Source organism: Candidatus Chloroploca asiatica, assembly GCF_002532075.1.
Taxonomy (GTDB): domain Bacteria; phylum Chloroflexota; class Chloroflexia; order Chloroflexales; family Chloroflexaceae; genus Chloroploca; species Chloroploca asiatica.
Genome location: NZ_LYXE01000163.1, coordinates 15,292 through 28,573 on the forward strand (window position 1 = coordinate 15,292; position 13,282 = coordinate 28,573).

A 13,282-nucleotide genomic window follows, 5' to 3' on the forward strand; every position below is an offset into this window, starting at 1 on the left:
TGATAGCTACGTAGATGGCAAAGTATGCCATGACACAGTTTACCTTCCTAACATCCATGAATACTCCTGTGTAGCCACTGCGAAGCAATGCATAGTCCTACTCTGCCACGAGGCACACGATGCAGATCCGTTTTGACCGCATTGCTCCACAGGGCTGTTATAACAGGCCGTTCTTGAGTTGTGCATTGCAGTATCTGTATTCGCCTCCACCGCCGCATAGCCACTCCGACCATCAGCCGTTCAAGATCTTCCACTACATAGCCACCTCTATTTGCAATAGTGACCACGTAAGCTATTCAAAACATAACCAGGTCGATTGGGATCGTCGTCAACTGAACGGCGATCTTTTTTTTAATCAACATAACTCGACCTCTACGAGCTATGCGACCTATCTGGTAGGGATTTCACCACCCGGTCTCAGCCTGCTCAAGCCTGCCTGCAAACCCTATACGCCAGATTTGGATCGAATAGGCAGAGCTTTGCTGGAAGTATGCCGTCGCCTGGAGCCAACTCTTCGTTTTCTGGGAGGAATTGTATGACGCGCCATCATCTTTTGCTTCGTTCTGTTTCGCTCATGCTTGCCATGGCGATGGTAATCACATCACTGGTACCATTGGTGGATGCATATCAAAAAACCAGCGGCAGGATGTCCTCGATTGGCGGCGGTATTCGTAGCAACCTGCTTGCACCTCATGATGTGCTCTTTCGCACCGAGATCACGGTGCAAACCCCAGCGCAATGGGCACGCTTGGAGACGCTCGGCGTCACGATACTGGCCCATCACGATGTGAACGCGATTGTGCTGGTTGACTACGAGCAACTGGCAGATCTGGCACGCTTGCGCTTTCAACCTACGAACAGCACTGCATATGGAGACCTCCTCCATGCAGGTACCGAACAAAAACCGTGGCTGATCGGCAGTCTGCGTCCATTGAGCAATCGCGTACAACGCACCCGGGTTGCCATTGACTCACCACTAGCAATGTTGAGTACACGGGAAAGCCCCACATCGCCAGAGTTGCTGCCGCTACGCACCGCCGTGCAACAACTGAGTCCCGAACAGCGCACTGCGCTCTCTACATTGCCCAGTCTCGACGACGATGGTGACGGGTTGACGAATACGGAGGAGGGGTGGTGGTGTACGGATCCGTTGAATGCGAACAGTGATGGCGATGCCCAGGGCTACACAGACGGCCAGGAAGTGTCTGCACTGATCGACGTGACCCAGCCCCGTAACGTGCGTTGGGGCTACGGCCCGCCCTTTGGCCCACCCAATGCCTGGCCCAATTTCAACAACCGCGACGGCACTGGCGTGAAGGTCTGCAACGACGGCGATTTCGACACCATCCCGGACTACGCCGAAGTCTTTATGGTGGGCACGCGCGTTCCCTACGAGAGCACCGACAACGACAAATTCGACGACGGCCAGGAACTCTTTGGCGTCACCTACTGCCCCGGTGCGCCGACCAACTGCGGCTATGGCAGCTATCCGGCGGTCGAGTACTGGAACTTTATCAAGGCCCCCATGCCCAACTGGGTGCTGTCGCCAGGGGATAGCCCATTTGTGGCCGCATTTCCAGTGCCTGAAGTCACGGTTGAGGCTAACTCGTGGACAGTAGAACGGGTGACGACGATCACGACCTCGCAAGGGGAAATGGTCGAGACGACCAATTCCTACGAGACAGCCGTCACGCGCGGGCAGAGTACGAGTATTGCCAATACGGTGACGTGGAATGAGTGGGAGGAGGTGTCAGAGGCGATTGAGACACCTCTCGCAAGGTATGGACTTGAATCCCAAGCGATCCAAGAATGCACGCCGGTTGGATCTCTAAAGTGTCGAACTTGGGGTGCAACAAAGGTAGTGGGCGGCAATATCGTAAAGGATGTTGTTGGCGATGCCTCCAAGAGCGGAGCTGTGGCAGGATTTTGGATCGGATGCACAGTTGGTGGGCCTCTTGGCTGTATTGCTGGGGCAGGTGCTGGCTATATAGGAGGGGCTCTACTAGAAACCTGGTCAGAGCATTCAACCGATGGAGGATGGGCCGATCTGACGGCAAAAGATGCGGTTGAATCTCAGAATGGTTCATCTCAATATCCACCACAATATACATCTTCATCATCTACATCGATTTCAAGTTCAAATGCAAGTGCTTCAATAGTTGTTCAAAACAATAATAATATCGATATGCAAGGAGTAGTGAATTCACTTGATGGCGTCCAGTATGCCATCAACCAACAAGGTCAACTCCTGTCCCGCGGCCTACAGGACATATCTTATGCCATCTCCCAACCCCGTCTCACCGAAACCCGCACCAGCGGCAAATCCTGGGGCGGCGCGCAGACTACCACCCACGAGGTCTACGAAGAACATACCATCAGCGAAGGCGAGGCATTCACCTCCGGCCAGAACTGGAGCACGGCCTGGGCGGTCGATTCCAGCCACGCCGCGGACCTGACCTTCCGTTATTCGGTGCGCAACGCCGGCACGGAGTACGCCCGCGAACTCTCCAACCTGGTCGTCAACATCTACATCGGCGATGACAAGCTACCCACTATCTCCTATCCGGCGTGGCAGCAGTTCGCCGACGGTAAGTTGGAGAACCTTTTCCCGGTGGGGCCGAACACGCCGCCGGGCGTAGTCAGCACTCGGACATTTGCCTCCAATGCGATCCCGCTCAGCCTGGAGCAGATGAAGCGCATCGACCTGGGCGAACGATTGACGGTCAAGGTGGAGAGCTACAGCTTCGGCGCCGATGAACTTTTCTACACCGACGCCATCAACGGCGGCGTCACGGTCTTTATCGAGGATGGGGTGGAAGACGGCGATGAGACGGTTGACCAGTATGTCATCCCCACCTGGGGTGCCGAGAGCGTCCAGGATGTGCTCATGCGCTATTTCCCCCACGCTGAAGACGTTGACGGCAATCTTAACAGCCTGTGGACACCCGAGTTCAATGGCATCAATGCGCCGACCTGGCACGAACACTATCTCTCCGACATCGCCTGGTGGAATGTTTATCTGACCCAGGCAGACGCAGGCGACACACCCCTCCACCAGTTGCCCTCCCGCGCTGGTTCCGGTATCCTTTTCCGTTTCAACCGGGACAGCGACCGCGACGGCTACAATGATCGCGCCGAGTTTCGTTACTATTGCTCGTTGCCTGCGAATCATGATGATCGACCCCGCTGTAGCGATGCCCATCTGCGACCAGAGATCCACCCGCAGCCCGAGGTGCTGGCTGGTTACGTGGTTGAACGTAGCGGCAACATCGCCACGGTCAAGCTGGCACTGGAGAACACCGGCACGTTCGACGCCTACGGCATTGACGCCGTGATGTACTCGCCTGACGAGACGACCACCATCGGCAACAACACGGTGGGCGGCAACGGCAAGGTGCGTCCGGGCAACAAGGTGACGGTGGGCAGCATCATCAAGGCACCCGACCTAAGCAACTGGGGTGCCAGTCGCGCCCGCCCCTATGCCGCCGGCGAGTACAGCGGCGCTGTCGACCGCACCTTAACCTTCACAGCGCAGACGCCGGGCGTGGTCGGCACAGGCAGCACCGCCGTGGCATGGAACGATGGTGCAGGTGCCAGCGGCGTGCTGCAACTGGGCGGCAGTTATCGTGCGCCACTGCCCCTGGACGTAGCGCATGGCGTACAAGTCGGCTTCAACACCGGCACCATCGATGCCGGTGCCCGCTTCAGCGTACAGGCACTCACATCGCGGGACACCTTCACCTACACCATCAACAGCGAACCTTTCATACCACCCGTGATCGTGGTCAGCTACAGCGACCCCCAGGGCAGCCATCGCTTTGTGACGCCAGTACAACTTCCCGCGCTGGGCGACAGCCTGGTACCACACATCGATGCCATGCTTGAAGGTCTGGAACTGAAGATTGTCTCTACAGCATCCTTCATCACTGATGGCACCAATACCACAAACCTGGTTGTTTACAACCCGCACCCCGCCACCATCCAGAACGGTCACCTACACCTGAATTTCGTTTCCGATGGCACGTTGGTGTTAGAGAAATCATATACGCTCGACCTTCCCGCCGGACCGACGACCTTTGCCGCAGCCTGGTCGGTCACCGAATTCTCCGCCGACTACAACCCAGACGGCGACAACCTACTCATCGCCTTCTGGACCGACAGCGAGAACAACATCATCGACAGTGCAGCTCGTCCGCTTTCCAGTTTCCAGGCTGATCCATCGCCCAAAGTGGCTACGGATGAGACCAGGCTAACCTGGGATTTCGGTGAAGTATCACAAGGCACGTTGCTTAAACATCGTTTAGCATTGGCAAACGTCGGTACTGGCTCACTCCAGGCTTATCTCACATCTGCGCCCGGCCTTAGTCTTGGCTCACGCCCTGAAGTTGTGGATACAGCCGACCTAGGTTATTACGAGTTAATCCTTCGCACCGCTGAACTTCCCGTAGGGCCATATGATCAGGTGGTCACTGTCAGGACAAGTGATCCCGATCAACCAATACTGGCGATACGTATACAAGGCACCGTGAGGGCAATAAGCGGTGACATCCCTGGAGGCTTGCAACGCCCATTAGATGTACAAGTAGCGGTTCAGGGGCCTCTAAGCCAAGGCTATTGGGTGCCGTTCACGCACTCGCTTGGGCCAGCACCAGAGAGCTTGCACCCGGTCAGAGTGTACGCTCAGGACTATAGTACGCTCTACGGTGTAGGCAAATACGCCACTGACTTTGGCGCAGGGACAGCATCATACGATATGTTTGGCGATGGCCGTGATGGTGCCATGCCAGGCAGCGGCAATTTGGATAACAATAACGGCTTTGGTATCGCCGTTGTTAACAGTGGTAGCGCTGGCGCGACAAGCATCAACGTGACCGACGTTTACGCTGGCTGGCGCATCAATCCTGGCGACGCCGTACTGATTCACCAGGCCCAGGGGGCAGGCGCTGGTTGCTGGGAAATGAACAAGGCGGTCTCTGATTATGTAGGGGCTGATTATGTAGGGGGCACGGCAGCAATTCAATTGGAGAAGCCGCTGAAGTGCAATTATGCCAGCGGCGGAAATAACCGTGCCCAAGTGCTACGTGTGCCGCAGTATTCGACATGCAATGTGACGGGCACAGTGACGCCGTTGTATGGTTGGAATGGGAGTTCAGGTGGAATATTTGCCGTGATGTGTAATGAGGCAATGACAATTTCTGGGGGAGTTGTTGCTAATGGAGGGAATGGTGCAACCGCATCTGATGGCTTCCCATCAGGGGGCAGTGGTGCTGGTTTCCGTGGTGGTCAGGGTGATGCCGTCTATAATGACAATTATGGGTGTGGACACGCTGGTGAGGGTACTCCCGGTATTGCGGACTGCAATTCTCATTACCCGAATGGCAATGGGGGAGCTGCAGGTTCAGGAAATCCTCAAGTTGGGAATTATGGAACCGGTGGTGGTGGAGGAAACGGAACTGCAGGTGGTAACAGCACTGCGGGTGGTATTGGAGTCGGTGGCTATGTTGCTGGCAACGCTGAACTAACAAATATAGTGTTTGGTGGTGGTGGTGGTGGTTCAAACGATAATCCAGGCAATTCCATCGGGGGGGGTGGCGGGGGGGGTGGCATAGTAGTGCTATCTGCCCGGACATTATCTATTAGTGGTTTGATACAGGCGAATGGTGGACAAGGTGGAGGGAACAAATGGGGGGCTGGAGGTGGATCTGGCGGATCAGTTTTGATCCGAGGAGATAACTTGACTTTAAATACACAGCGTATATCCGTGCTTGGAGGTGCTGCCAGGATGAATGGAGGGGCAGGAGGACTTGGTCGGATCCGCGTTGAGTACTGCACAAGTGCTACTGGCTATGCAGATGCTGGTGGCACTCCAGTCAAGATAAATTGCTATGTTGCTGAGCAGACCGAAGCCGCGCCGTACACCACTGGACGTCTCAACCTGCCCGAACCTGTGCCAGTCAGCAAAACCTACCAGGTACAATATGGCCGCCGCCTCATCTTCTCTGGTTCGGCAAGCCAGGCCACTACGTTGCGTGTCGGTGCGGGTATGTTTAGCACAGCTACGCTGCAGGCTCTTGTCAGTGGCTTGCCTACCAATGCCAGTTTTGCGCTCGATATCGGTGCTAATGGGAGTAATGAATGGGAGGGAACCGTTGCCAATATCAGTACCAATAATAGCCCCAACCTTGCGACTGCTTTCAACGCTTATTGGGCTAGTCAAGGTGCTCCTGTAACTGGATCTCTCGATGTGCCAGTTAGGGTGACATTGAGTCAGCCGGGGCAGGTATTGATCAGTAACCTTCACATCACTACGGCTGGAAGCAAGCAACGCACCCTTCGTATGAATGCGGGCACCGTTACAGAAGCGACCCTTGAACTAGCCTTCGGTGGAAGTGGGCAGCAGAATGTCAGCATTGCCGTTGATGTTGGTGCTGATGGATCACTTGACTGGATTGGCAGCGTAAATACAACGTTACCAAAACATGTGACAACAGGTAATATTGCCAATGCCCTCTCTGCTTTTCTCGCACAGAAAAGTGGAATGGTTGATATTCCCCTACGCATCTTTGTAGCACCAGATATAGACGTGAAACTTTATGATGCCAACATTACCATAGAACCAATGATCGATCTGATACCAGAAGGCTTAGGTGGTCCGGTTATTGCGGTTGGTGTACAGCAAGTTGGGTCACCTTCTTTCACGGAAGGTGACATGATCCCTGTACAGACGACGCTAACTAATCTAGGTTCTCAGGACAGTGGATCGGTGACAGTTGCTTTCTATGCCTACACAAAACTCTGGGGGGACATGTACATTGGCAGCACGTTCGTACCCAATGTTTCGGCAGGTAGCAGTATCCCGACAATCTTAGATTGGAACACGCTCGGTTTCACCGGGCTGGTCACAATCACCGCTGTAGTGGATCCCTACAACCGTGTTGTCGAGACGGACAAGACCAACAATACCGCTTCGGCAGGTATCCCTATCCTTACCCGTCCTGATTTGAGCTTTACGGCATTCAACCTTTCAAACGCAGAGCCAATGGCGGGTGAGCCTGTCGAGATCGTTGCGACCCTGGCGAATCACGGCCAGACAGCTGCCGGGACACAGGCGGTGGCGCTCTATCGCGATAATCCGGATGGAGGCGGGCTTCCCCTTCAAGCGCAGACTGTCGCCTCGGTGGAGGGAGAGGCTACGCACACGGTGAGTTTTACCTGGACGCCTGAGGAGCCAGGGATGCACCGTCTCTTCTTGCGTGCCGATCGGGATGCTCAAGTCAACGAGTCGGATAAGAGCAATAATGACCGCTGGCTCGATGTCTATGTCGGCTTTGCTTCCCCGCTTGACATTGATAGTGGCAGGGCAGGTGACACGGTCTATAGCTCAGCACAGGGCTATGGGGCAGTCGACCGAGGTGAGCCTGACGAGACAGGAAATTGCGGTGAGGCCCCGCATCAATACTACCGCCGTGATCCATCAGGGCGAGTTGTCTATCGGTTCGATCATCTGCTGCCCGGTCATTTCTACCACCTCGACCTGGTGCTCTATGAGTGCGGCCAGAACGCCGGACGTCAGCAGCGCGTCAGCGTCGACGGTATTGAGATCGCCGGCCCGGTTGACCTCGGCAGCGGCGAGGTGCAGAATCTCTCGCTGCTGCTCGACCCAGCGCTCTACGCTGACCGTAGCATCGAAGTCGCTGTTACCGTGGATGGCAGTGGCGGGGCTATCGTCAATCAGATCGCACTCGTGGATGTGGATTACCGTTATGCCGATGCTGGTGGAGCCAGTGATGTGCGCTACCCCACCGGTGCGCGTGCCTACGGCTGGCTCGACGGCGTAGCGCAGACACCGTGGGGCACGCTGCCCTACCGCAGCCTACGCGAAAACCAGTCAGGCAATGAAGTACGCTATCGCTTCGATGCGCTTGATCCCAACAAAGCATATCGAGTCCATTTTAGTTTCTTCCTGGGTAGCGGCAACAACCGTGTGCAGCAGATCTGGATCGACGACATCCCACTCAGTGGCGATTTCACGCTGGTAGCGGGACAACGCAATGACCAGCGCGTCGATCTGCCCAGAGAAAGCTACGCTGATGGCTCAATCGTAGTAGCGGTGCGTCGCGCAGACGGAGCAGCTACGGGCGCACTGATCAATGAGGTTGCGCTGGAAGAGTTGACACAAAGGCAGACCGTGACTTGCCAGGTCACGCCAACCCCCTCCTGGTCCGTGGCCTTTGGCAATGTCACTGTAGCCGGACAACCCGCACCAGCCGGAACCGTCATTACGGCAGAAACTCCACGCGGCGAAGTGGTTGGGTGCTTTGTCGTTGAGAGCACAGGGCAGTACGGCTTTATGTCCGTCTATGGCGAGGATGCCACTGGTACTCCGGTGATCCCAGGGATGCGCCCTGGTGAACCAGTCGTCTTCCGTGTCAATGGAGCCATGGCAGTGCCGACACCCCAGTTCACATGGCAAGACAACAAGACACGCACGCGCATCGATCTGGCAGCAGGCATTACCCAGTCGCAGTATACGCTGCTACGGCCAAATTGGAATCTGGTATCGACCCGGATGACCCCGCCGGTACCTCTCCTGGACATCGTGTTTCGCTCGATCGCTGGTAAATATTGTCTTGTACTTGGGGCGCGGGGAATCTACGACTGCAATTTGCCCCCAGGCTTCCAATCGCTGAAAGAGATTACCCCAGGCAAAGCCTACTACACGCGCATTACGGGCGGTGCCAGCGTCAACCTTGTGGTCGAGGGCATCCCATTGTCGGCTGATACACCCATCACGCTGGAACGTGGGCTAAACTGGGTCGGCTATTTGCCTACAGCCAGACAACCCGTCACCACTACGCTCGCAAGCATCAACGACCAGTTGCTGCAAGTAGCGGATGGGCAGGGACGTATCTATGATCCGGCTGAGCCAGAGTTCAGCACCCTGCAGGAACTTGTGCCTGGCCAGGGGTATCTCGTACACCTCAGCAGTGCTGCAACCCTCGTTTACCCAACAACAACTGCCGCCACCATAGATGACCCTTCTCCAATGATAGGAGCGGACGGCCCGATCACAGTTCACTGCGGCGGTGTGGAACCGACGCCATACTTCACCGCGATCTATGGCAAGCTCACAATTGATGGTGCCGCAGCTATGGTTGGCAGCCGCGTCGAAGCATACACACCGCGTGGCGATATGGCAGGCTGTTTCACTGTGACGAAAGCCGGACAATATGGCTTCCTCACCATCTTTGGTGCCGACAGTACAGCCGATGGTTTGCCCGGCTTCTTGGACGGTGAACCCATCCACCTGCGCGTCGACGGTGTGACTATCGAACTCAATGAACCGCTGATCTGGCAGAACGATCAGTTCACACGTCGGCTGAACCTGGAGATGACGACACCCGACCGGACGTTGCTCTATCTCCCCCTCATCCGCCGGTAGGAGTGTGCTATGAAGATATGTCGCTGGTGCTTGATTGGGGCGGCCGATTTGCTCGTGATTGCCTTGGTTGCCTGGGGATGGCTCGTCATGTCATCCCCAGGGATCGCGTCTTCATCACTAACATGCCCACCTGTGGCACCGACACAATATTTTACCTTCACCTATGGCAACGTACAGTTAAATGGCGTCCCAGCTGCTGCTGGCACAATCATCGAAGCACGTAGCCCCCGAGGAGACACTGTTGGCTGCATCACAGTAGACACCATGGGGATCTATGCCCTGATGTACATCTATGGCGAAGACACGTTAGGCGATCAGACCACACCGGGGATGCGCAATAACGAGCCAGTGAGTTTCTATGTCAATAGTATTGCCGCAAGTGCCACACCCACCTTCAGCTGGGTCAATAGTTGGCAATCAGTGCGCGTCGATCTTTCAGCCACTGGTGGAAATCCGCCCCCCGTCGCCGCCTTCACCGCCGTGCCCACCGAGGGGGTGGCCCCGCTGCTGGTGCAATTCACCGACACCTCGACCGGCACGATCACCACGCGCACGTGGGCCTTTGGCGACGGCGGGACGAGCACCGCGCCGAATCCCGCCCATCGCTACACCACCCCCGGGAGTTACACCGTGACCCTCACCGTGGATGGGCCGGGCGGCCAGCACACCACCACCCGCCCAAACGCCATCACCGTCACGCCTCCCGCCCCTGTGGCGGCCTTCACCGCCGTGCCCACCGAGGGGGTGGCCCCACTCGTGGTGCAATTCACCGACACCTCGACCGGCACGATTACCGCCCACACGTGGGCTTTTGGTGATGGTGGTACCAGCACCGCGCCGAATCCCGCCCATCGCTACACCACCCCCGGTAGTTACACCGTCACGCTCACCGTGGATGGGCCCGGCGGCCAGCACACCATCACCCGCCCAAACGCTATCACGGTCACACCTCCGCCCCCCGTGGCGGCCTTCACGGCGACCCCCACCGAGGGGGTGGCCCCGCTCGTGGTGCAGTTCACCGACACCTCGACCGGCACGATCACCGCCCGCACGTGGGCCTTTGGTGATGGCGGGATGAGCACCGCACCGAATCCCGCCCATCGCTACACCACCCCCGGGAGTTACACCGTGACCCTCACCGTGGATGGGCCCGGCGGCCAGCACACCATCACCCGCCCAAATGCCATCACGGTCACGCCTCCCGCCCCTGTGGCGGCCTTCACGGCGACCCCCACCGAGGGGGTGGCCCCGCTCGTGGTGCAGTTCACCGACACCTCGACCGGCACGATCACCACGCGCACATGGGCCTTTGGTGATGGCGGCACCAGCACCCAGCGACATCCAATGCATACCTACGTGATGCCCGGTATTTACACAGTAACACTTCATGTGAGCGGATTGTATGACTCGGATAGCACGACCCAGCAAGTCCGTGTTAGACCTGCACTACCGATCTTTACTGCTACACCATCTGAAACCAATAGTCTGACTGTCCATTTCACCTTCGAGCCACCAGATGGAGCTACCCACTGGTTGTGGGAGTTTGGTGACGATCAGACAAGCACGTTGCAAAATCCCATCCACACCTTTCCATCGGCTGGCAACTACCTGGTCAGACTAACAGTTTACACAAGCGATGGCTTAAGTTCAGTCGAGGAAAGATCGTTACAAGTTCAGGAAGGATCGAGCCAGATCAAGCACCGGCTATACTTACCTGCAATGATGCGATAATCCCGCACGCGCCACCGGGGAGGGGCTGGATGACGCTGTGGGCGCAGACACGCCGCAGATCGCCCACGCCTGCACCGCGTCCTGATGCGAGAAAACGCCTCGCTGGGCTGCGCGAGCCGCAGCGTTGGCCCCTGCGTGGTACCCCTGCGTCACGGGCGCAGGGGCTGGCTTTGGGGGTAACGCCGGGGTTGCAGGGTTCGACGTTGGGGTTGCGTACGAGGTTGACGCTGGGGCTGACGGAGCACGTTGCGAACCCCAAACACACGACACCTGGAACGAGCCCGTGCGCAGAAGGGCGACCGTTACCTTCTGGCCTCACTCGTCCTCCCAGGAGACGTTATGCGTCAGACTTCTGCTGAACAAGCCAGTCGGTCAGATCGCTAAGCGGGCCAAACTCCAGCAAAGCCTCACTTAAGGTCAGTAACTGCTCGGGTGTCAAGGCCAAGACCTCACGCATGGTGACTTCAGAGAGACGCCCCACTTTGCGCTCGAGCAAACGGAGGATTAACGCCTGGCGTTCCTCTTGCCGCCCTTCTTCCCGCCCCTCTTCGCGCCCTTCTTCTCGCCCCTTCAATTCCCATTCTGTGATCAGTTCCACGACCGCCTCCTGGATTGGTGTCTGCCACGTGGCAACTTCCGCCTCAAACCGACGCGTCTCCTCAACATTGAGCGGGAGATAGATGCTGACAAAGGCCGCGAGCATCCGCCGTTGGGCCGCCGTCACTGAGAAGCCCGCCAGCATGCGCAAACACGCTGCTTTGACCTGCCAGCGTTCCTCACGGGCGATCCGCATGCGCGCCATCAACGCGGCCGCCAGCGGATTCGTGCTGCGCAGATAGGTGCGCCAGTCCAACTGGTTCAATTGTATCATGAGGTACTGGAACCGAAGCACCTCATGGGTGCCAAGCGTGACCTGATGCCGGTCGGGGGCCAACCGACGCGGGCTAGGATACGAACAGAGCGCAATCGGATAGATGGGTTGGTCGTACCGGTCATAGAACCGGGCGAAATAGCGAAACATCCGGCGCGGCAACTGAGCATCGCGCTGAGCCTGATGCTCCAGGTGAAGCAGGAAGGTCGCCACGCCCTCACGCCCCTGCGCCTGGACAACGAGATCAGCGGTGCGGCGGTCAGGATCGAGCAAGTCGACGAATGACTCGGGTGCGAGCATGGTCAGCGTGTCAGGGTCAAGCAGCGCGAGAATATCCGGGGCAAAGAGGTCGAGAAACTCGACGAGAAAGGTGCTCAGCAACTGCTTGAAGATGCCATCATGATCGAGCGCCATCGCGAACCTCAGTGGGAACAACGCCCGTCACGTGCTGGTGAACCCGCAACGAGCAAGAAAAGAACGTATGTACGATACGTATCATACCACACCCATCGTGCGCGGGCAAGGACGGTCGCGTGGCAGACTCAAGGCTGTTGCATCTTCTTCCGTCGCCGTCAACGGCGCGGCTCGTGGGGAGCGAAGGCCACCTTCGTGGCCTGATTCAGCCGACGAAGGCCGACTTTGCCCAGCGTCGCCGAGGCGTTGACGCCGACGGTCTGGGCGGATGCGCGTGATCGGTGCGCAGAGCGGCCCCTCGAACGCAAGATGCAATCGCCCTACATTGCCAGCCTGAACAGCCAGTGGCACTGGCTGTTCAGGCTGGCAAAACGCCCTGCGTGGGGCGTGAGCATGCAGCTCCATGCGGAGCAAGCGATGAGGCTCCATGTACCGGTGCGTCGATGCGTGCATCACGATGCTTTGGCAACACGCAGCCTTCATCGGATCGACAAACGCTGGTTCGCCCCTGGTAATGGCTTCATGCTATGCTCAGAAACGGAGCGAGGCGTCGTGCAATCTCTTTCTCATCTGGGGTAGCATATGGATCAATCCTTGATCGTTCTTGGCTTTCCCATCGCTGCCGTGGTCATCGTCGTAGCAGGCATCGTTGCCCTGCTGGTCGTTGCCGCCAAGCAGCGCACTCGGCAACCGACCCCGCGCCGATCCCGGACTGCCCACGCTGAGCTCGAAGCCGCACCGCTCGATCAGCAACGCGCCCTGGAGCCTGAACCAGCCACGCCTCAACCGCAACCCGCCATGCCATCGCCCTATCGCGCCCGCCA

6 protein-coding genes are annotated in these 13,282 nt (G+C 57.6%); 4 read left to right on the forward strand and 2 right to left on the reverse strand.

Annotated elements, in window-relative coordinates; translation table 11 throughout:
- The first annotated feature begins 119 nt into the window (after positions 1-119).
- The 3 genes from A9Q02_RS23920 to A9Q02_RS19645 all read left to right on the forward strand — a co-directional run bounded on the left by A9Q02_RS23920 (position 120) and on the right by A9Q02_RS19645 (position 11,173).
- Positions 120-539 carry a hypothetical protein gene (locus A9Q02_RS23920; RefSeq protein ID WP_141509073.1) on the forward strand — a complete coding sequence of 140 codons (420 nt, stop codon included), beginning with the start codon at positions 120-122 and terminating at the stop codon, positions 537-539.
- A complete protein-coding gene (locus A9Q02_RS19640; RefSeq protein ID WP_141509075.1) occupies positions 536-9,442 on the forward strand; it encodes a CARDB domain-containing protein in 8,907 nt (2,968 codons plus the stop codon). Before A9Q02_RS23920 ends, A9Q02_RS19640 begins: the two co-directional genes overlap by 4 nt.
- A 264-nt stretch (positions 9,443-9,706) precedes the next feature.
- On the forward strand, positions 9,707-11,173 hold the full coding sequence (locus tag A9Q02_RS19645; protein WP_172451173.1) for a PKD domain-containing protein: 1,467 nt from the start codon (positions 9,707-9,709) through the stop codon (positions 11,171-11,173).
- Positions 11,174-11,510: 337 nt separating this feature from the next.
- Here A9Q02_RS19645 and A9Q02_RS19650 read toward each other — a convergent pair whose 3' ends face one another.
- On the reverse strand, positions 11,511-12,458 hold the full coding sequence (locus A9Q02_RS19650; RefSeq protein WP_097654778.1) for a DUF4351 domain-containing protein: 948 nt from the start codon (positions 12,456-12,458) through the stop codon (positions 11,511-11,513).
- A gap of 81 nt (positions 12,459-12,539) precedes the next feature.
- Entirely contained in the window at positions 12,540-12,872 is a 333-nt protein-coding gene (locus A9Q02_RS19655) for a hypothetical protein (protein WP_141509077.1), read from the reverse strand.
- 168 nt (positions 12,873-13,040) lie between these two features.
- On the opposite strand from A9Q02_RS19655, the gene A9Q02_RS19660 reads away from it, so the two are divergent.
- Positions 13,041-13,282: hypothetical protein (locus tag A9Q02_RS19660; protein ID WP_216361562.1), on the forward strand; the 242-nt coding region annotated here is incomplete at its 3' end.